The sequence below is a fragment of the Pseudorhizobium tarimense genome (assembly GCF_022968135.1).
Lineage (GTDB): Bacteria > Pseudomonadota > Alphaproteobacteria > Rhizobiales > Rhizobiaceae > Neorhizobium > Neorhizobium tarimense.
Window position 1 is genome coordinate 100,686 of record NZ_JALJRA010000002.1, and the last position, 19,775, is coordinate 120,460.

The 19,775-nt window shown below is 61.4% G+C and carries 22 protein-coding genes; 6 read left to right on the plus strand and 16 right to left on the minus strand.

Features of this window, described 5'->3' with window-relative positions; genetic code table 11:
- Nucleotides 1-76: 76 nt before the first annotated feature.
- Nucleotides 77-1,069 (plus strand): adenosine kinase, encoded by a 993-nt coding sequence (locus MUU54_RS02715; protein ID WP_247242504.1) that lies wholly within the window; start codon nt 77-79, stop codon nt 1,067-1,069.
- 6 nt (nt 1,070-1,075) lie between these two features.
- Here MUU54_RS02715 and MUU54_RS02720 read toward each other — a convergent pair whose 3' ends face one another.
- Complete coding sequence (locus MUU54_RS02720; protein WP_247242505.1) at nt 1,076-1,618, minus strand: SH3 domain-containing protein; 543 nt, start codon at nt 1,616-1,618, stop codon at nt 1,076-1,078.
- Nucleotides 1,619-1,794: 176 nt separating this feature from the next.
- Between MUU54_RS02720 and MUU54_RS02725 the strand changes: the two genes are divergently transcribed.
- Nucleotides 1,795-2,799: a 2-hydroxyacid dehydrogenase gene (locus MUU54_RS02725; RefSeq protein WP_247242506.1), complete on the plus strand. Its 1,005-nt coding sequence runs from the start codon at nt 1,795-1,797 to the stop codon at nt 2,797-2,799.
- A 13-nt stretch (nt 2,800-2,812) separates the two neighbouring features.
- Here the strand turns inward: MUU54_RS02725 and MUU54_RS02730 are convergent, their stop codons facing one another.
- The 3 genes from MUU54_RS02730 to recF are packed head-to-tail and all read right to left on the minus strand — an operon-like array spanning nt 2,813 to nt 5,236.
- Nucleotides 2,813-3,313 carry a GNAT family N-acetyltransferase gene (locus MUU54_RS02730; protein ID WP_247242507.1) on the minus strand — a complete coding sequence of 167 codons (501 nt, stop codon included), beginning with the start codon at nt 3,311-3,313 and terminating at the stop codon, nt 2,813-2,815.
- A complete protein-coding gene (locus MUU54_RS02735; RefSeq protein WP_247242508.1) occupies nt 3,310-4,077 on the minus strand; it encodes a molybdopterin-synthase adenylyltransferase MoeB in 768 nt (255 codons plus the stop codon). The genes MUU54_RS02730 and MUU54_RS02735 overlap by 4 nt, the downstream gene beginning before the upstream one ends.
- Before the next feature lie 37 nt (nt 4,078-4,114).
- Nucleotides 4,115-5,236: a DNA replication/repair protein RecF gene (recF, locus tag MUU54_RS02740; RefSeq protein WP_247242509.1), complete on the minus strand. Its 1,122-nt coding sequence runs from the start codon at nt 5,234-5,236 to the stop codon at nt 4,115-4,117.
- Nucleotides 5,237-5,432: 196 nt separating this feature from the next.
- Here recF and MUU54_RS02745 point away from each other — a divergent pair, with 196 nt between their 5' ends.
- Nucleotides 5,433-5,717 carry a DUF7536 family protein gene (locus tag MUU54_RS02745; protein ID WP_247242510.1) on the plus strand — a complete coding sequence of 95 codons (285 nt, stop codon included), beginning with the start codon at nt 5,433-5,435 and terminating at the stop codon, nt 5,715-5,717.
- 33 nt (nt 5,718-5,750) lie between these two features.
- Nucleotides 5,751-5,960 (plus strand): SlyX family protein, encoded by a 210-nt coding sequence (locus MUU54_RS02750; protein WP_312038797.1) that lies wholly within the window; start codon nt 5,751-5,753, stop codon nt 5,958-5,960.
- Between the two features lie 73 nt (nt 5,961-6,033).
- Here the strand turns inward: MUU54_RS02750 and dnaJ are convergent, their stop codons facing one another.
- From dnaJ to MUU54_RS02785, 7 genes are all read right to left on the minus strand, one after another.
- Nucleotides 6,034-7,173: a molecular chaperone DnaJ gene (gene dnaJ, locus MUU54_RS02755; RefSeq protein ID WP_247242511.1), complete on the minus strand. Its 1,140-nt coding sequence runs from the start codon at nt 7,171-7,173 to the stop codon at nt 6,034-6,036.
- Nucleotides 7,174-7,265: 92 nt separating this feature from the next.
- On the minus strand, nt 7,266-9,176 hold the full coding sequence (gene dnaK, locus MUU54_RS02760; RefSeq protein WP_247242512.1) for a molecular chaperone DnaK: 1,911 nt from the start codon (nt 9,174-9,176) through the stop codon (nt 7,266-7,268).
- Nucleotides 9,177-9,381: 205 nt separating this feature from the next.
- Nucleotides 9,382-11,688: a transglycosylase domain-containing protein gene (locus MUU54_RS02765; RefSeq protein WP_247242513.1), complete on the minus strand. Its 2,307-nt coding sequence runs from the start codon at nt 11,686-11,688 to the stop codon at nt 9,382-9,384.
- Between the two features lie 235 nt (nt 11,689-11,923).
- Nucleotides 11,924-12,163: a hypothetical protein gene (locus tag MUU54_RS02770; protein WP_247242514.1), complete on the minus strand. Its 240-nt coding sequence runs from the start codon at nt 12,161-12,163 to the stop codon at nt 11,924-11,926.
- A 242-nt stretch (nt 12,164-12,405) separates the two neighbouring features.
- Nucleotides 12,406-13,629 (minus strand): site-specific integrase, encoded by a 1,224-nt coding sequence (locus tag MUU54_RS02775; RefSeq protein ID WP_247242515.1) that lies wholly within the window; start codon nt 13,627-13,629, stop codon nt 12,406-12,408.
- Nucleotides 13,602-13,892, minus strand: a complete 291-nt coding sequence (locus MUU54_RS02780; RefSeq protein ID WP_247242516.1) for a hypothetical protein — start codon at nt 13,890-13,892, stop codon at nt 13,602-13,604. The genes MUU54_RS02775 and MUU54_RS02780 overlap by 28 nt, the downstream gene beginning before the upstream one ends.
- A gap of 150 nt (nt 13,893-14,042) precedes the next feature.
- A complete protein-coding gene (locus MUU54_RS02785; protein WP_247242517.1) occupies nt 14,043-14,924 on the minus strand; it encodes a DNA adenine methylase in 882 nt (293 codons plus the stop codon).
- Between the two features lie 161 nt (nt 14,925-15,085).
- On the opposite strand from MUU54_RS02785, the gene MUU54_RS02790 reads away from it, so the two are divergent.
- Complete coding sequence (locus MUU54_RS02790; protein ID WP_247242518.1) at nt 15,086-15,769, plus strand: hypothetical protein; 684 nt, start codon at nt 15,086-15,088, stop codon at nt 15,767-15,769.
- Nucleotides 15,770-15,820: 51 nt separating this feature from the next.
- Here MUU54_RS02790 and MUU54_RS02795 read toward each other — a convergent pair whose 3' ends face one another.
- Nucleotides 15,821-16,681, minus strand: a complete 861-nt coding sequence (locus tag MUU54_RS02795; protein ID WP_247242519.1) for a DNA cytosine methyltransferase — start codon at nt 16,679-16,681, stop codon at nt 15,821-15,823.
- Nucleotides 16,682-16,803: 122 nt separating this feature from the next.
- Here MUU54_RS02795 and MUU54_RS02800 point away from each other — a divergent pair, with 122 nt between their 5' ends.
- Nucleotides 16,804-16,953 (plus strand): hypothetical protein, encoded by a 150-nt coding sequence (locus MUU54_RS02800; protein ID WP_247242520.1) that lies wholly within the window; start codon nt 16,804-16,806, stop codon nt 16,951-16,953.
- 44 nt (nt 16,954-16,997) lie between these two features.
- On the opposite strand, the gene MUU54_RS02805 is transcribed toward MUU54_RS02800, so the two are convergent.
- From MUU54_RS02805 to MUU54_RS02820, 4 genes are read right to left on the minus strand one after another with little or no spacing between them, the layout of a single operon-like run.
- Nucleotides 16,998-17,300, minus strand: a complete 303-nt coding sequence (locus tag MUU54_RS02805; protein ID WP_247242521.1) for a hypothetical protein — start codon at nt 17,298-17,300, stop codon at nt 16,998-17,000.
- A gap of 7 nt (nt 17,301-17,307) precedes the next feature.
- Nucleotides 17,308-18,417 (minus strand): DNA polymerase III subunit beta, encoded by a 1,110-nt coding sequence (gene dnaN / locus MUU54_RS02810; protein WP_247242522.1) that lies wholly within the window; start codon nt 18,415-18,417, stop codon nt 17,308-17,310.
- A gap of 54 nt (nt 18,418-18,471) precedes the next feature.
- Nucleotides 18,472-19,386 (minus strand): DUF2303 family protein, encoded by a 915-nt coding sequence (locus tag MUU54_RS02815; RefSeq protein WP_247242523.1) that lies wholly within the window; start codon nt 19,384-19,386, stop codon nt 18,472-18,474.
- A gap of 18 nt (nt 19,387-19,404) precedes the next feature.
- Complete coding sequence (locus MUU54_RS02820) at nt 19,405-19,764, minus strand: YfdP family phage-associated protein (protein WP_247242524.1); 360 nt, start codon at nt 19,762-19,764, stop codon at nt 19,405-19,407.
- Between the last annotated feature and the right edge of the window lie 11 nt (nt 19,765-19,775).

Genomic DNA, 19,775 nt, shown 5'->3' on the forward strand with positions numbered 1-19,775 from the left:
TGCCTCTAGGGTTTTTGCCTCGCATGTGCGAGAAGACGCCGAACCGTCACTTCGGCAACCACAGGGGCTTGGCTGCATGTCAAAATTCGACGTCCTCACGGTCGGAAATGCGATCGTCGATATCATTGCGCGCTGCGAAGACAGCTTTCTCAGCGACAACGAGATCATCAAGGGGGCGATGAATCTGATCGATGCCGACCGCGCTGAACTGCTTTACGGCAAGATGGGGCCGGCGGTTGAAGCGTCCGGCGGTTCCGCCGGCAATACGGCGGCGGGAATCGCAGGGCTCGGCGGCAAGGCAGCTTATTTCGGCAAGGTCGCCGAAGACCAGCTCGGGACGATCTTTCAGCACGACATCCGCGCACAGGGCGTCCACTATGCAACGAAGCCGCAGGGCTCGAACCCGCCGACGGCGCGCTCGATGATCTTCGTCACTCCGGATGGCGAGCGGTCGATGAACACCTATCTCGGCGCCTGCGTCGAACTGGGTCCGGAGGACGTCGAGCCTCAGGTTGTCGCCGATTCGGCTGTGACCTACTTCGAAGGCTATCTCTGGGATCCGCCGCGCGCCAAGGAAGCCATCCTCGACTGTGCCCGCATTGCGCATGAAAATGGGCGAGAGGTCTCCATGACGCTCTCCGATCCTTTCTGTGTCGGCCGATATCGCGCCGAGTTTCTCGATCTGATGCGCTCAGGCACGGTAGACATCGTGTTCGCCAACAAGCAGGAGGCGCTGTCGCTCTGTGAGACGGATGACTTCGAGCTGGCGCTGACGAGCATTGCGAAGGACTGCAAGCTGGCGGCAGTGACCCTGAGTGAAGAGGGCGCCATCATCTTGCGTAGCGACGAGCGCGTGAAGATCGATGCCTATCCGGTCCCCGACGTCGTCGACACCACGGGTGCCGGCGACCTCTTTGCGGCCGGCTTCCTCTACGGCTACACGCAAGGCCGTTCGCTTGCCGATTGCGGCAAGCTCGGCTGCTTGTCGGCAGCCATCGTCATCCAGCAGATCGGGCCGCGGCCGATGGAATCGCTGAAGGATGCGGCGGTGCGAGAGGGACTGCTCTAAGCGTCCCTACTTGAAGGCTTCGCCGGGATAGGCGCCCCATATCTCGGCTTGGTTCACCCAGCCTTCGGCGCCTTCAACGACAGCATGGCACCAGTCGCCGTTGCACTCGTTCATCACGATGACGACGCCGGGCTGAAGCTTGGCGATGACGGCCGAGGAGTTCTGGGGGTCGCGCCGCATGTTGACGAATACCTCGCCGTCCTTCCCGCGCATCCAAGGTGCGGCAACCGCCGTGCGCTCGCCGGACAGCAGCGCCTGGTTCACCCAGCCTTCCGTGCCGTCCGCATCGCGGACCCGGCGCCAGTTGTCGTATTCCTGGATCACCTCCATCGGCGTACCGGATTTCAGGTACATCCAGGCGACGGGGTAATCGGTGCTCGGGCCGATGCGGATGTTCACCCGCTTCGACTTGAGGCTGACAAAGCGGGGAAGCGGAAGGCCGCTTGCCCCTTTACCCGCACCCTGAGCAGAGGCAGCCGAAGGGGCAGCGATCGAGGTGGCGAGACCGACCGTCAGAGCAAGAAGGGTGGTGAGGATGACGCTACGCATGCGTGCCATTCCAAGTTATGCCGTACCGGTCTCACCGGTCATGGGATCACGGACGGGCGCAGCCGAGACAACGCCTCGGAAGAGGTTTTGTTTGTCTTCGCTGACGGGTCTGGTAGAAACGCCCTGAATACGTCGAATATCGCGCGACTTGGTTAAGGACCTCTGAACACGACGCCATGACAGTCAGGAAGAAGCCCAAGGTCTACATCACGCGAAAGCTGCCCGATGCCGTGGAAACCCGCATGCGCGAGCTGTTCGACGCCGAGCTCAACATCGACGACCGTCCGCGGACGAGAGACGAGCTGACGGCCGCGATGAAGACGGCGGACGTGCTGGTGCCGACGGTCACCGACCGAATCGACGAAGCGCTGATCGCCGAAGCCGGTGAAGACCTCAAGCTCATTGCGAGCTTCTCCAACGGCACCGACCACATCGACATCGACGCTGCCGCCAAGAAGGGCATCACCGTCACGAATACGCCAAATGTGCTGACCGAAGATACCGCCGACATGACCATGGCGCTGATCCTCGCGGTGTCGCGTCGGCTGACGGAGGGGGCTCGCATCCTCACGGACAGTCCCGGTGATTGGGCCGGATGGTCCCCGACATGGATGCTGGGTCGACGGATCTGGGGAAAGCGTATCGGCATTGTCGGCATGGGTCGGATCGGCACCGCTGTCGCACGGCGAGCCAAGGCCTTCGGCCTGTCGATCCACTACCACAACCGCAAGCGCGCCCATCCCGCAACCGAGGAGGAGCTGGAGGCCACGTATTGGGATAGCCTCGACCAGATGCTGGCACGCGTCGACGTGGTCTCGGTCAACTGCCCCTCCACGCCGGCAACCTTCCATTTGCTCTCGGCGCGCCGCCTGGCGCTGATGCAGCCGACCTCCATCATCGTCAATACTGCCCGCGGCGACATCATCGACGAGGCGGCGATGATCCAGTTGCTGCGCGAGGGGAAGATCGCAGGCGCTGGCCTGGACGTCTACCAGAACGAGCCGGCGATAAATCCGAAGCTGATCAAGCTCGCCAATGAAGGCCGCGTTGTCCTCCTGCCGCACATGGGATCGGCCACCATTGAGGGGCGCATCGACATGGGTGACAAGGTGATCATCAACATCCGTACCTTCTTTGACGGCCATCGGCCGCCGAACCGCGTTCTGCCGGGCCGCGCTTAAGTCGCAAAACAGTTTAGCTGGCTACTGCCAACGGGCCTGCCAGCGGCTTGACCATCTCGATGAATGTCACGCGGTCATAGCCGGGATGAGAGCGTTCTGCCGACTTGACGAACCCCCAGCGAGCAAAGGTCGCGTGATTGTCTGCAAGCTCGATACGCGCTTCCAGGCGGAGGCTGTTGGCACCGCTCGTCACTGCGACATCTTCGGCCGTCGCAAGCAGCTGCCGGCCAAGCCCTCTGCCCTGCATCTCCGGCAGTACTGCTAGCTTGCCGATGTAGAGGACATCCGGTGGCTCGGGGCGGCAGAAGATACAGGCCGAAAGTTCACCCTCCGTCGTCGCGACGAAGCCGATCTCGCTAGCGGCCTTTTCCTTCAGGGACTGCAGCGTGAGACGTCGTGCCGAAGAGGGCGGATCGATCATCCCGTCCATGTAGCGGAACGATCGCAGGATAAGCTGAAGCAGCGCCTCCCATTGATCGAAATCCTCCGGGGTAATGCGGCGGATCTCGCTCACTCGGCAGCGCTTTCGGCTGGGCGCCGCTTGTAGCGGATTGTGTCGAAGCGGGCGGCGAGGGCGTCGTAAAGCAGAAGCCGTCCCACCAGGGGTTCGCCGATTCCCGTGAGGATCTTGATGGCTTCCATCGCCATGAGCGTGCCGATGACGCCGGTCAGCGCGCCGATGATTCCCGTCTCCGCGCAGGAGGGAATGAGGCCCTCAGGCGGCTTCTCCGGGAAGAGATCGCGGTATGTGGGATTGGCTGTTCCTGTGGAGGAAGCCGCGTAAGGCATCAGCACGGTCAGCGACCCGTCGAAGCGACCGACGGCGCCCGTAACGAGCGGAATACGTGCTTCCTCAGCGGCATCTGCTGCGGCATACCGGGTGTCGAAGTTGTCGGATCCGTCGATGAGGAGGTCGAACAAGGGAAGGTGCGAGGTCCCCCAGCGGAGCGAGAAGCGCTCCTCGTAGTCGAGCACGCGGACACCGGGGTTGAGGCGTGCAATGGAGGCCCTTGCGCTTTCCGTCTTGGCGGCCCCGACCGTTCCCGTATCATGGATGACCTGCCGCTGCAGGTTGGACAGAGAGACGATGTCGTCGTCGATGATCCCGAGCGTCCCGACCCCCGCCGCCGCCAGGTATTGCAGCACCGGCGCACCGAGGCCGCCCGCGCCGATCACCAGCACCCGCGCATTCTTCAGGCGCTGCTGTCCCGCCCCGCCGATCTCCGGCAGGAGGATGTGGCGACGGTAACGTTCGATCTCTTCAGCGGACAGTTCCATGGAGTTGATCCTATCAGCCCTTCTCGACAGCCGAAAGCTATGGGCGGATGCTGCCGCCTTCCACGGTGAAGAACTGCGCACGCTCCGCCAGCGCCGAAAACATCGAGCGGTCCGTACCGGTCATGAAGGCCTGGCCGCCCAGCTCGTGGATGAGGTCGAAAAGGGCGGCGCGCCGGCCTTCGTCCAGATGTGCGGCAATCTCGTCGAGCAGAAGGATGGGAGCATACCCAGTCATGTTCGCGGTCAGCCGCGCATGAGCAAGCACGAGCCCGATCAGCAGCGCCTTCTGCTCTCCGGTGGAGCACCGGCCGGCATCCATGTCCTTCTCCCGGTGACGGACAAGAAGGTCGCTGCGATGCGGGCCATCTAGCGTCCGGCCTGCCGCCGCGTCCCGCCCGCGGCTTTCGCGCAGCATGTCGAGGTAGAGATCCTCCAGATCGGCTGCGGGGCGATCGGCTGTTTCATCAAGGAAGCCACTCAGGGTGAGAGTCGGCGAAGGAAACGGTGTCTGCTCCGTCGCGGCCGACAGGTTACGCAACAGGCCGAGCATCTCCTGTCTGGCGGCCGCCATGGCAATGCCAAGCCCCGCCATCTGTGTCTCGATCGCCGAAAGCCAGGAAGGGTCGAAGCGCCCTTCCGAAAGCAGGCGGTTGCGACTGCGCATGGCACGTTCGAAATCACTGGCGCGCCGGCCGTGGGCAGGATCGATCGACAGCACCAACCGGTCGAGAAAACGCCGGCGATCGGCGGAAGGCCCGGTGAAAAGCCCATCCATCGCCGGTGTCAGCCAGAGCACGGCCAGGTGATCGGTGAGTTCTTCGGTGGATTTTGCGGGCGTACCGTTGATCCGCAGACGACGAACCTGAGCTTCTCCTTCACCATCGATGCCGGTGCCGAGAGCAACCTCCCCCTCCATGCCCTCGATCTTTGCGAACACGGAGAAGCCCGCCTCTGCCCCTACGCGCGTGACGTCTGCGAGAACGGCCCTGCGCAGGCCGCGTCCAGGCGAAAGGAAGGAGACGGCCTCCATCAGGTTGGTCTTGCCCGCGCCGTTCTCGCCCGTCAGCACCACATGACGCTCGTCCAGCGGCAGCGTCGCTTCCGCGTAGTTGCGGAAGTCGCTGAGCTTGAGCTGAGAGAGAAAGATCTTTTGCGCCATGAACGTCTGCTTGACTTGGTAGATCGGAGCTAAGGGTTCTCGATGCTTATGACAAGCCGGCGCCAGGCGATTGCGGAGGCACCGAAAGATCTTGTGGCGTCTGTAGCGCAGCGGGAACCATGACCGTATCCTATAGTTTGAGGCGACAGCGTCACCGCAGATGATACCTCGCGACGTCTGCCAGGAGTTGACCCTCATGCTCTCGAATGATGACATGACGCCGGAAGAAGCCCGCCGGGACCACCGCGAGATGCTGTGGTTCCTGACAATCAATGCGGCGTTCGGCATGGCGCTTGGAGCCTCCGTTGCCTTCGCCCTGTTCTGGTTCAATCTCTACGGTATCGGGTCGACGATCGCTCGGTCGCGAATGCCGCTGTTCTCCTTCGCGATGATCGCCATCCCGCTTGCGCTCACCTTCGGTGGTGCGGTAACAGCCTCGGCCATCATGCTGATGCCCTACAAGCGCAAGAAGCAGCTATAAGCCGCTTCCGCGGGGGAAACTTGAGGTTCCACAGTGACGGACCATGAAGACCGGATGATACGGCTCGAGGAGCTTGCGGCCCATCAGGCAAAGGTGATCGAAGAACTGTCGGATCAGCTTGCCGAGCAGTGGAAGGCCGTCGAGCAGACAAGGGCGAAGCTGGATCGGCTGACTGAGCGGTTTCTGACGCTCGAGGAAGCCTCGCTCGATGCACCGGCGATCACCAAGCCACCACACTATTAGGCGCGAGTTCTTCAGCGAAAAGGGCAGCCGCGCGGCTGCCCTTTTCGCTGATCGTAGTCTCCTCGAACGCATGTCAGCCTTCGAAGAACTCCTTCATCCGGGCAAAGAAGCCGGTTGATTCCGGATTGTTCTCCTTCGAGGAGATCTCCTCGAACTCCTGCAACAGCTCGCGCTGGCGCTTCGTCAGCTTCTGCGGCGTCTCGATCTGGATCTGGATATAGAGGTCGCCCGTCTGCGAGGAGCGCAGCACCGGCATGCCCTTGGACTTCAGCCGGAACTGCTTGCCGGGCTGCGTGCCCTCTGGCACCGTCACGCGCGACTTCGTGCCGTCAAGCGTCGCCACATCGAAGGTCCCGCCGAGCGCGGCCGTCGTCATGGAGATCGGAACGGTGCAGAAGAGATCCGCGCCGTCACGCTGGAAGAACTGGTGCGGCTTCACCGAGAGGAAGATGTAGAGGTCTCCCGCCGGGCCACCCCGCATGCCGGCTTCACCCTCGCCCTGCAAGCGGATGCGCGTTCCGTCCTCGATACCGGCCGGGATGTTGACCGACAGCGAGCGCTCTTCAGAAATGCGCCCCTGGCCGTGACACTTGGTGCAGGGATCGGTGATCGTCTGGCCGCGGCCGTGGCAGGTCGGACAGGTCCGCTCGACAGAGAAGAAGCCCTGGCTCGCCCGCACGCGGCCGGAGCCGTGGCAGGTGCCGCAGGTCTTCGGCTGTGTACCGGGCTTGGCACCCGAACCGGAGCAGACATCGCAGGTGATCGAGGTCGGCACGCGGATCTGCGCCGTCTTGCCGGTAAAGGCTTCCTCGAGCGAAATTTCCATATTGTAGCGAAGGTCGGCACCGCGTTCGCGCCCACCGGAGGAGCGGCGTGCGCGGCCGCCTCCCATCATCTCGCCGAAGATGTCTTCGAAGATGTCGGAGAAGCCGCCGGCACCGGCTGCGCCGAAACCGCCGCCCATGCCGCCGCCGCCCATGCCGCCGGCTTCGAAGGCTGCGTGCCCGAAGCGGTCGTAGGCTGCGCGCTTCTGAGGATCCTTCAAGGTCTCGTAGGCCTCGTTGATCTCCTTGAATTTCTTCTCGGCTTCCGTGTCGCCCGGGTTCTTGTCCGGATGATACTTCATCGCGAGTTTGCGGAAGGCGCTCTTCAGCTCCTTCTCGTCAGCGGACCGGCCGACACCCAAGGTTTCGTAAAAATCAGCTTTTGCCATGGAGGTAACGGCTCCCGAAAGTATTCCGGCTGCACGATGGCAGCCGGATTTTCTAGTCGACTATCTCGAAAGGCTCGCCAAGGAGGCGGACCTTAAGCCGACTTCTTGTCGTCCTTGATTTCCTCGTAGTCGGCATCCACGACGCCGTCGTCGTCGCTCTTGCCGCCCTCGGAACCGTCGGAGCCTTCAGCCTGCTGCGCTTCGTAGATCGCCTGGCCCAGCTTCATGGACACTTCCATGAGCGTCTGGGTCTTGGCCTGGATGTCGTCTGCATCCGGTTCGGACGCTTCGACAGCCGCCTTCAACGAAGCGATCGCATCTTCGATCGACTTGCGGTCGGACTCGGAGACCTTGTCGCCGTATTCCTGCAGCGACTTTTCGGTCGAATGGACCAGGCTCTCTGCCTGATTCTTCGCCTCGACGCCGGCACGACGCTTCTTGTCTTCCTCGGCGTGCGCCTCGGCATCCTTGACCATCTTCTCGATGTCGGCGTCCGACAGACCGCCGGAAGCCTGGATGCGGATCTGCTGTTCCTTGCCCGTACCCTTGTCCTTGGCCGAAACCTGGACGATGCCGTTCGCGTCGATGTCAAAGGTGACTTCGATCTGCGGAACGCCACGCGGTGCCGGCGGCAGGCCGACGAGGTCGAACTGGCCGAGCAGCTTGTTGTCCGCAGCCATCTCGCGCTCGCCCTGCGAAACGCGGATCGTCACGGCCGACTGGTTGTCTTCGGCGGTCGAGAAGGTCTGGCTCTTCTTCGTCGGGATCGTCGTGTTGCGATCGATCAGACGGGTGAAGACGCCACCGAGCGTTTCAATGCCGAGCGACAGCGGGGTCACGTCGAGCAGAAGGACGTCCTTGACGTCGCCCTGCAGAACGCCGGCCTGGATGGCTGCACCCATGGCGACCACTTCATCTGGGTTGACGCCCTTGTGCGGTTCCTTGCCGAACAGCTGCTTGACGACTTCCTGAACCTTCGGCATGCGGCTCATGCCGCCCACCAGAACGACTTCGTCGATTTCGCCAGCTGTGACGCCTGCATCCTTGAGTGCTGCCTTGCATGGAGCAACGGTGCGCTGGACCAGATCGTCGACCAGGCTTTCGAACTTCGCGCGGGTCAGCTTCATCGTCAGGTGCTTCGGACCGGAAGCGTCTGCCGTGATAAACGGCAGGTTGATTTCGGTCTGCTGCGAGGACGAGAGCTCGATCTTGGCCTTTTCCGCAGCTTCCTTGAGGCGCTGCAGGGCAAGCTTGTCGTTCTTCAGGTCGATGCCCTGGTCCTTCTTGAACTCGTTGGCGAGATACTCGACGAGACGCATGTCGAAGTCTTCACCGCCGAGGAAGGTGTCGCCGTTGGTGGACTTCACCTCGAAGACGCCGTCGCCGATTTCCAGAACCGAAATATCGAAGGTACCACCACCCAAGTCGTAGACGGCGATTGTCTTGCCGTCCTTCTTGTCGAGGCCGTAAGCGAGTGCGGCAGCGGTCGGCTCGTTGATGATGCGCAGAACCTCAAGGCCAGCGATCTTGCCGGCATCCTTGGTTGCCTGGCGCTGTGCGTCGTTGAAGTAGGCCGGAACGGTGATGACCGCCTTCTCGACCTTCTCGCCGAGGTAGGATTCTGCGGTTTCCTTCATCTTCTGAAGGATCATCGCGGAGATCTGCGCAGGCGAGTAGCCCTTGCCCTGAGCCTTGACCCAGGCATCGCCATTGTCGCCCTTGGAGATCTCGAACGGAACGAGGCCCTTGTCCTTCTCGACGGTCGGATCCTCGTAGCGGCGGCCAATCAGGCGCTTGACGGCAAAAAGAGTATTCGTGGGATTGGTCACGGCCTGGCGCTTTGCCGGCTGGCCGACGAGGCGCTCACCGTCTTCGGTGAAGGCGACCATGGAAGGGGTCGTACGAGCGCCTTCGGCGTTCTCGATCACCTTCGCGTCCTTGCCGTCCATGATGGCGACGCAGGAGTTCGTCGTACCGAGGTCGATGCCAATTACTTTTGCCATGTTTCTCTCTCCTTTAAGCGAACCGTCGGAACCCCGCTCAGGCATTCCGCTGACAGTTCCTCGAATGGGATGGTCTTTTACGTTTCGGGCAGCATGCGCTGCGTCATGCGGCGTATATAAGGACGGGATTTTTCGACTGCAAGGCAGGACAACCTGCTGAAGCCAGCAAAAAAACACGGGAATGTGAACGGCGCGGCAGCGACGGTCAGTGGCCCATGATCAGGTCGTAGAGCGTCGTCTGACGCGGCTGTTGGTGTCGGCCGCCGGGACCAACGTCGGCTGGCGGCATCGGCCTACCCCCAATGTCGCCGGGGGGCACGGGGGCACCGCCATAGCCGTCATAGGGGCCACGATATTCTCGGTAGTCACGCACGGGCAGATCATCCTGGGGAAGTTCGCCGTAATAGTCGTCGCTCGGCGGCGGGTCTGGATACTCTTCCTGTCGCGACCGGCCGGGGAAGACGCCGGAGATGATGTCGCCAATCGTCGTCGATTCCCTTTGCGGTTCGGTGGCCGGCGGCAATTCGAAGCCGCCATGGCTGCCGAACAGAGGCGTCGGCGAATAGCCGGCCAGCGCTGCCGTCATGTATTCCTTCCACGCCTTTGCCGGAAGCCCGCCGCCGGTGACCTTCTTCATCGAGCTGCCGTCGTCATTGCCGAACCAGATGCCGGTCGTCATGACGCTGGTATAGCCAACGAAGAGCGCGTCGCGGAACGACTGGGTGGTGCCGGTCTTGCCGGCGGCCTGCCAGTCCTTCAGGCGCGCGGCCTTTCCGGTCCCTTCCTGGATGACGCGGGTCAGCATACTGTTCATCGTGGCCGCAATGGTCTCGCTCAAGACCCGCGGCGGGTTTTCGTAGCTCGCCTCGTGCAACACGTTGCCGTCCGTATCCAGGATGCGGCGCACGATGTGAGGGGTCGCCTTGTAGCCGCCGTTCATGAAGGGGGCGTAGGCGGCCGTCAGCTCCACCAGCGGCACTTCCGAGGTCCCGAGCGCGATCGAGGCATTGGGCTGCAGCTCCTGCTCGATCCCCATCCTGTGCGCCAGGCTGACGACCTCCTGTGGGCCTACCTCCATGACGAGTTGCGCTGCGATCGTGTTGAGCGAGTGGGAGAGAGCAGAGGAGACCGTCACTTCGCCGCGGTATTTCTGATCGTAGTTCTCGGGCGTCCACTTGCCGATCTTGACGGGCGCATCGTTGCGGATTGAATCCGGGCGAATGCCCGCTTCCAGCGCGGCGGCATAGACGAAGGGCTTGAAGGCCGAGCCGGGCTGGCGTTTTGCCGTGACGGCACGATTGAACTGGCTCTGGGCGTAATCCTTTCCGCCCACGAGCGCGCGGATGGCTCCTGTCGCATCCATCGAAACCAGTGCGGCCTGGCTGGCATTGAGCTTGGCACCTTCTTCGTCCAAAATCGTCGTCAGGGCTTTTTCCGCCTTTTCCTCCAGCGAAAGGTCGATCGTGGTCTCGACCACAACGTCCTGTTTGACGTCTCCCAGCAGCCGCTTCACTTCGTCCATCACCATGTCCGCGGCATAATGTTCTGCACCGGACCAGTAGCTGCGCGCCTTCGTCGGCGGCTGCGACATGGCGGACTTGATTTCCTCTTCGGTGACATAGCCCTCTTCCTGCATAGCACCGAGGACAACCTGGGCGCGCTCTTCCGCAGCCTCCGGGTCTCGGGCAGGGGAAAGCCGCGACGGCGCCTTCAGGAGGCCGGCAAGCAGGGCCGCCTCACCGAGGTTCACGTCACGCGCCGACTTGTTGAAGTAGCGCCGGGATGCGGCCTCAACCCCATAGGCGTTCGAGCCGAAGAAGACCCGGTTGAGATACATCGCCAGGATCTGGTCCTTGTCGAACTTGTGCTCCAGCCAGAAGGCAAGCAGAACTTCCTGGATCTTGCGCTCGAAGGTGCGTTCCGGGGAAAGGAAGAGGTTCTTGGCAAGCTGCTGGGTGATCGTCGATCCGCCCTGGATGGGCTGCCCCGTCAGGTTGTTGACGAAGGCGCGTGCAAGACCGAGGGGATCCACGCCGAAATGGGAATAGAAGCGCCGGTCTTCGATCGCCATGACCGCCTGTGGAATGTAGGGCGACATCTCCTCGAGCGACAGCGCTTCGCCGCCGGTTGCACCGCGGTTGGCGATAACGGAACCGTCGGTGGAAACGATCTTGATGTTCGGAGGACGGTCCGGGATAGACCAACTGCCGGCCGCGGGCATCTGCGCGCCATAGTAAAGCACCAGCCCGCCAACGCCGATCCCGGCCCAGATGCCGAGGACGATGCACCAGTATACAAGGGAACGCAGCGGCCCGAAGAGACCGCGAGACTGCCGGGTTGTCTTCTTCTTGCGCCGGGCGGGGGACGGAGGCGTCTTCTTGGCCGTTCGGGTGCGCTTCCGATTCCCACCGGCTATGCGGTCGTCGGAATCCAGGCGCAGGTCATCATCAACATAGTCGTCATCGTCAAAGGACGGCTCGATCCGGTGTCGTGACTTTCCCTTGGCAGCCATGCCGCGTCGATACCCCCATGCCTTGGCCGGCAGAGCCGGCGATCCACATTCGCCCGCGCATCCGCTGGACTTTAAATGCGGCGATTTAAGGGGATGTTAAAGAACAGAGAGTGAATTCCCTCGATTTCACAGCATCTTGAGGCCAAAGCGTTACCGCGCGTTACCGCTGCTGTTACCGGAACGTTCTCCGGCTGGAGAGAGAGGCGGCCCGCCCTTGCAGCCGGGCCGCCTTCTTTCAGTTGACCTTGCGGATCAACGCCTCTGCAACGCGGCGCGACCCGCTATGCTTTTCGCCACGAAACACCTCACCGAGCCGGTGAGTGTTTGTGCCGAGATGCTGCGCGATGATGTTGTACTTTACGCCTTGCATTCGCATGACGTGGGCAGTCACCGCTTCATCGAACGACAATGCCTTGCGCTCAATTACAACGGGATTAATTTCCACCCCGGTCAGGGGATGCGTCGTTATCGCCATGATGGCTCTCCTATAAAGGCGCCTTCCAGGGCTTGACTGCTCCCACCGGATGAATCATTGTCCGGTGGTGATCACACAGGCAGCCCCTTCCGGCTGTTAACACTTCGAGGTCCACACGTGGTTCAGACGTGTGGACCTTTCCAATTTCGCGATTCGTTCGGGAATTGTCGAATCTTTTAGCTGCAAGACGATGCAAAACCCCACAAAGTTGTGGTTAAGCGCCTATAGCGGCTGTTGATCGGCTATTTTTCGGTGCGTTTGCCGCCGTCAGCGCGGCCCTTGATCCTTGCATCAGCGAATCGCTCTGCGGCCTCGATCGCCGCACGGTCGTAGACGGCTGATGTCGTTCTCTTGGTGGAGTGGCCGGCCACTTTGGCTGCATCGTCGGTCTCAACGCCAGCAGCTCGACCTTCCGTAATGCCGGAAGCGCGAAGATCTCGCGCCCATGCCTTGGAGCTGATGCCGGCGGCCTTGCGGTCTGCTTCCCACCGTTCCGTCACAACCCGGTTGAGGTAGGGGAGGCCAGTTTCCTCAGAGACGATTATTGGCCCTGTCCGCTTTTCGACGGGCCAATAATCAAGCTCCTCCATCACCATCGGCGCCTTCGTCAGCGGGTAGATGATCGACTTGCCCGTCGTGCCATCCGTCTTGGATGGCCGATAGCGAAGCAGCATTGTCTCGTCGATGTTTTCCCACCTCAGACCGAACCACTTCATTCCCATTTCAGGGCTGATGACGTCCGACATGCCGCCTTTGTCCAGCGGCCACCACTGGCCGATAATGTCCCAGAGGCGCAGCGTCGTTTCGAAGGCGAGCGCGTAAGCTAGCGCGGACGACGGACGGCCAGCGGCATGCGCTGCCAGGCGGGCAGCAACGACTTCGTCGGCCGTGATAACGACCTCGCGCGGCCGAGGCTTCGGAAGCTGCGCCCTGGCCGTCACAAGGATCTGGCGCAGCTCGATGCATCCTTCGTACCGGCGCAGGATCCCGTGCTTGACGGCAGCTTCAAGGACTGCGCGGCAGGTGGACGCAGCGGCCAGATGCTTGCCGTTCTCCGACCAAACCTTATGCCAGCGCAGCACATCGATGCCGTCGATCTGGTCGACGCGGCGCGTGCCGATGTGCTCCTCGATCTTCTGGAGATAGTGATTGTACGGCACCAGCGAGCCGGGCTTGAGGTTCTGGTAAGAGCTCTCGGGATCTCGCTGATAGATGTTCAGCAGCGAGCGGATCGAGCCGTCGAACTTCATCTCCTCGCGGCGGAAGCCGGCGCGCCAGAGCATCATCTCCGCCTGAAGGAGATTGCAGCGGGCAACGAGAATGTCCGGCTGGTCGCGGAACTTGTCGAGGTTGACCGTCTTTGGCACGTAGCCATTCTTGACGTCGGTCTCGTCAGCAACCCAGTAGGGAACCCGGCGATTGGCGCGCTTGATCCACTTCAAGCCTTCTGCCTGGACCTCTTCCATGCGCCCTCATTCTCCTCGCCGTCCGGCATTCCCCTGCCAGCCTTCGGCACGTGCAGGTATGTATCATAAAAAAGCTTAACGAGGGGAACTGGTCTGCCGCCGTGCAGAGGATCTACCTTGGGGAAGCCTGGCGCCTTCTCGATCGCCGGGAAACGTGTCTTCAGCCAATCGCCGGCCGCCTTCTTGCCGACGATCGCAACAGCAATGTCCTGATCGCTGGCGAACATCGGGAGGCCGTCAAAGGGGGATGATCCGCTGATCATGCAACCTCCATTTAGGAAAATGCAGATAAGACTGCAGCCATGATCCCGCCCCACGTCAGGATCGAGACGGCAAAGCCGAGCAGGAAGACACGTCCACGGAAGGTCATGGCCCGCACTCCCTCGGTTGGGGTGATGGGTTCTTGTCGTTGGTCATAAGACACCTTCGAACATCATCTGGGACCGCTGGGATTGCTCCTGCTCGAGGCGGTCCGCGCAGAGCGGATTGATCCATAAGACCTCGATCCGAGGGCGGGCGCCGTCGGCGAGAGCCTGGCGCTCGACGCGCATCCAGTCGTGGAGAGCGTCGTCATAGAGCGCTGCGGGATAGCCGGACAGGATCACCATCCCTGTCAGTTCGCGAAGCGCCTCGAGCAGCTCCTCGTGATCGGCAACAGTCAGTTCGTGCCTATACTGATGCTTGGCATCATAGGCGTTCTTCTGCCCACGGGTTTCCGGCAGGTAGGGCGGATCGACGTAGTGCAGGGTGTCGGTGCCATCGTGGGTACGCATAACCTTCAGCGCCGGCCGGCGCTCGATCACGACGCCGCGCATCCGCTCAATGATGCCGGCGAGTCGGAACGGGTAACGCGCCCAGTCATGTGCCGGTGTAGACCCGGAGCGATTGGAATTCGCCCGAAAGCCGGTGGTCTTGTGTCCTGCGCCCATGTCAGCGTGTGCGTGCGATCCGAAGCCCATAAAGCTGCGGATGATCAGCCTGCGCGCCAGCTCAACGGGCTCCTCTGTTGGTTCCCATCCGATTTCATACTCCGCGCGAGCGAAAGGTGTCAGTTCAAGCGCGGCTACCGGTCGCTCGGAAGCATCGGTGTCTTGCAGCACGCGAAATAGGTTGACCGCCTGATCGTCCAGATCGTTGTAGACCTCCGCGTAGGATCGCTGCTTGCGGAGCAATACCGATGCGCCACCGCCGAACGGTTCCACATACACGCGGTGCTGGGGGAAATGGCTGATAATCCATGGCGCGAGCAGCCACTTGCCGCCGTGCCAGCGAAGCGGTGGAAGTGTCGCGGTCATGACGACAGCCTCAACGCATCTGACTGTGTTGACGGGAGCAGAGGCTCATGCTTCTTCCGACAGCGGGGCGATAGATATGTCGGTTGGACAATGGGGGCACTGTGAGAATGCGACGTAATGTTATTTTTTGGTTTTTCCCCACGGTCATAGCAGTTGGTGCCATGCTGTTGATTGTGTTCTTGGCCGTCGCAGAGCCTCCGAACTTGTTCGGTCTCGGCGGAAATCCCATCCGCCAGTTCATTTATGACTTTCAAACTCTGTTTGGCGGTATCTTGGCGATAGCGGCCGCTTACTTCACCGTCTGGCAAATGCGAGAGACCGATACGCAAGCGGAGGGGCGACACGCGCAGCAGGTTTCTTTGACCATCAGGAAGGATGCCCTGAGGGTGGATCGTGCTGCAAACCCTGATGTCGATGAACTCAATGAAGCGCTGGAAAATATGAGAGACGCGGTTCGTGCGCTTCGCAATCCGGAGAAAGGAAAAATCCTGCTTCGGGAGGAATTGGATTTCTTGTTTAGTGGTGTGGAGTATGCGCGTGAGCGGATCAACCGCGGCGATGTAAGGGAGACCGAAGAGCTTTTCGACGGTGAGATGATTGAGCGCCTTCGCAAGGCAAGAGGTCGCATCGACGACGCGTTGGATCACAAACGCGAGATACTGCGGTACAACAGTATCACGAAGGGCCAGCAGTTCCCCTACGGTACTGGTTTCTACGACAGCTATGTTAAGGAGGTGCGAGAAAGCCTTGAGCGGATTGTGGACGACGTCGAGAATTTCCGCAGCAGGCTGGAAAGGCTGGCTCAAGAATACCGCACTCTCATGATCGTTCCTACAAGCAACTAAGGAGCCCTTAGATCGGCCCCACATGAACCGGCATTCGCTAAATCGATACATTCAATCCCCCTTCACATTCGATTGGGGCGGTGGGGTCTTGCAAAGATCAGCAGCCCCTGCCATTTCTTGCGGATCGACGGGGGTGGCCGAGTGGTTGAAGGCAGCAGACCGATACTCTGTCCTACCGAAAGGTAGCGCGGGTTCGAATCCCGCTCCCCCCGCCATCGCATCCGAAATCATGTACCCGATGACCTCTGCCATCGCTGGAGGGTTGCTATCACCAAGAGCCTCTATGGCTTCCCGGCGCTCCAGCACGTCATCGGCGCGCCAAGTATCCATATCGAAAGTCGGTATGGCATCCGGGTCCCAATCACCTCTGGCATCTGCTGCCCCCTTGGCGCGTTCAATCGCGGATGGTCCCGCCTGCCAGGCGATCTCCAGTCTCGGCAAGCTGGTGCAGGCAATAAGGTACACTCGCCGGCGTGGATACGGCGCACCAACGTCTTCAGCGCCGAAGACAAATCGGGCGACGTGGTAGCCAGCGCGTGAAAGGTGTCGATAGACCTGGGCTTCCCACGCCGCGTTGCCGGGCGGCTGCTCCACGACAATCCATTCTGCCCCGGCGTCGATCCCGGCGCATAGCATGTAGGGCCAGAGAGAATGCCCGTCGCGCTTTCCATGGATGGCAGCGGCAACACTGGTGCGTTGGCAGGGAGGGCCGCCGAAAACGACGTCAGCTTCGATGACAGGCAGGGTGCGGACATCGTCATAGATAGGAACTCCGGGGTGCAGCCGTTCCAGCTCCTGCCGGCGGCGTTCGTTGGCTTCGCACAAGGCGACAATTTTGAAATCAGGCGATGCCCGCTCCAAGCCGAGGGAGTGGAAGCCGATGCAGGAGAAGAGATCGAGGACGCGGATCATTCGTCGTCACCCCGCAAATGTGATGAGGGTGTGGGGGGGGCGACCTGATCAGAACCCCACACTTCTGTCAGTAGATCGGCGCGAGCATCAGTGATCTTCTCCTTGGCGAAAGGAGAACCCTCATGCTCAAGGCTACCCACTTCGCGGTGCAAATCAGCAGCAAGGTTTGGCTGGTCACCTTCGTCAGTGAGCTCGGCGAGACCGAGACGCGCAGGATGACCAGCGACGAGTTCATCGAGATGATCCGCGCCGAGGCTCGGCTCGCTGACTGATGCGAAATTCTCATGCACTCCTGGTGTCGCCTGACGCTCTGACATCACTTGATCTCCAATACGGATTTGATCTCTCGCGCTTTCGCCAGCCGGCCCAGTTCGAATGCCTGGGCGAGGAGGGCGAGAAGCGTATCGCGCTGATAGGTCTGGTCGGGTGCAAAGGTCTGTTCGCCGTAGGATGAGTAGGAACTGACCGGGCTCACGCGACACTCGGTCCAGTCATCGTCCTCGCCGCAGTGGATGATATGGCCTTCCTGGTTCTTGCGCAGGAAGCTGATGCGGCAGAACTGAGCCTGCTTGTCGCGGAGGGCCTGGTGCGCCTTGTCGATGATACGTCGGGTCATCATCGCCTCCTCACACGCGCATCGGCATCAGCACGATGAGGTTTTCCGCATGGTCACCATCGGCACGAAGCACGGCTGGCGAGCCGGGGTCGCCCAGGTGAAACTGCAGCCCGTCGTCGCTGAGGCGGGCGAGCGCATCGTTGACGTACTTTGCGTTGAAGCCGGTCTCCAGTTCGGCCTCGCCCTCATAGGCAACCTCGTCCTCGGCATTGCCGGCGTCCGGGTTGCTGACCAGGAGTTTCAGGGTACCGCCAGAGAAGGTCATCTTGACGGCCCGGCTGCCGCCGGTGGAGACGGTCGAGACGCGGTCAATCGCGGCGGCAAGATGCTTGCCTTCCAATTCGATGAAGCTCTCGTGCGTCGGGATCACGCGCTGGTAGTCCGGGAAGGTACCGTCGATCAGTTTCGACAGCAGCACCATGTCGCCGATCAGCATGCGGATCTTCGCGTCCGACACCTGCAGCGTGACCGTACCGTCCTTTGGCAGGTGCTTGACGATCGTCTCGACGGTCTTCTTCGGAATGATGATGCCCGGCATTTCTTGCGGCACGTCGTCGAGAGGGATGAACCGCTTCGACAGGCGGTGACCATCGGTTGCCACCAGCTTCACGCCGGTGGGAGCCGCGTGCAGATAGATTCCGTTGAGGTAGTAGCGGGTCTCTTCCGTTGAAATCGCAAACTGCACGGCCAAGATCGCCCGCTCGAGCATCGCACTTGGAATGTCGATCGTGAACGGCAGCTCCGATCCTTCCAGTGAGGGGAAGTCGCTTGGCGGCAGAACCGGTAGCCTGAAACGGGAGCGGCCGGACTTGATGTTTACGCCGCCGAGATCGGGATCGGCGGCCTCGACGCGCACGTCGGCGCCATCGGGCAGCTTCTTGACGATATCCATCAGCAGATGGGCCGGGACAGTAAACCCCCGAAAATCCGTGTCGACGGTTGCGGAGAAAGGGATGGTCGCTTCCACGTCGAGATCGCTCACCCGGGCCGTCAGCTTGCCGCTGTTGCCCCAGAGGTCGATGAGGACGTTCTGCAGAATCGGGATCGTGTTGCGGCGCTCCACGATCTGGCCGACCAGCTTCAGGGCGTCCAGGAGCGATGACTTGCTTGCGGTGAACATGGAGGCTCCCTCGGGGTGAGAAAAGGAGCGGCGCCGGAAGCGCCGCCCTGGTGATCAGGCCGACATTTCCGGAGTGCCCTGGAAGGCGGGCAGTTCGGTCGCCGCGGCTGCACGCTGGAGCGAGAGCTCGACCTCTTCCGTGATGTACACGTCCGGCCGGTAAAGCTGGTAGAACCAGATCAACGAACCTGCCTGGACGCGGTACCGGAGACGAACCGGCACGCGCACCGCCTCGCCGCGGAAGAAGGGTGGCAGCTTGATGATGAAGAGGCTGGGAACGACGAGCTTCTGGCCGTTCTGGTCGCGATGCTCTTCCTCGAAGGTGATCTGTGCCTCGCCGGAAGACAGCGTCACATGATTGACGACCTTGGTTTCGGCATTCACCTTCAATCCACGCGAGAGCATGACGATTTCGTTCGGATAGGCGACCTTTCCACCGAGCTTGTCCTGCCAGTCGGCGACCTCTTCCTCGTGCGGCGTTGCGAGCTCGGCAATCCGGTCCTCGATGAACTCCGCGAACTCTCCCTGCTTCATCGGCTGGCCGTTGAAGCGGACCCACTCCTTCCACTCCTCGGAGAGAGGGAAGGGGTAATAGATGCGATGCTTGCCATTGTCGGCTTCGCCGCCGTTACCTTTTTCGTGATAGTCGATGATCGCCGTCAGCGATGGCTTCTGCCAATCGATATCGGCGAAGATGACGCTGTCCTCGGTCTTGTGGCGGTCGACCAGGTGGATGAAGCTTTCTAAAGTATGAACCTTGGCCGTGCCGCGCTTCCGGTCCGGCGTCTCACGCCATTCCTCGACCAGCGACTTGACGCTCTTCGCGCTACCGGATTTCGGGTCGATGATCACCGGGACCGAAGACGGCAGGCCGGGGATGTTCGGCGGCGTGATGTTCTGCACCGTCACGCCCGCGTCGCGGGTTAGCTCAGCGATGGCATTGACGGCAGTTTCAGATAGCTGATCCATGATCCTGTTCCTTCAAGGTTAGGCGTCGGTGAGCTGGGAGCGGCTGCGATCTATCTCGCGCGGGCCGCCGAACATGTCGTTCTGCTGGGGATGCTCGGTGGAGAGCCTGCCGCCGTCGACGAGGAAGTAGACGGTGGCACGCCGCGGGATCTTCGGCAGCTTCGCCGGCGGGATCTCGGCATTGATCTCGACCATGCCGTTCTTCACCTCGAGCTTGAGCTTGAGGGATACCTCGCCCTTGAAGGTGATCTTCGGCTGATCATTGGAGAGCTCATCGAGCTTCTCCAGAACCTGCGTGAATTGCTCGGTAAACTCGCGATTGAGTTCGCCGCTTTCCAGCATGCCCATCAGGGCCTGCGCATCGCGTATGATCTTCATCTTCTCTCTCC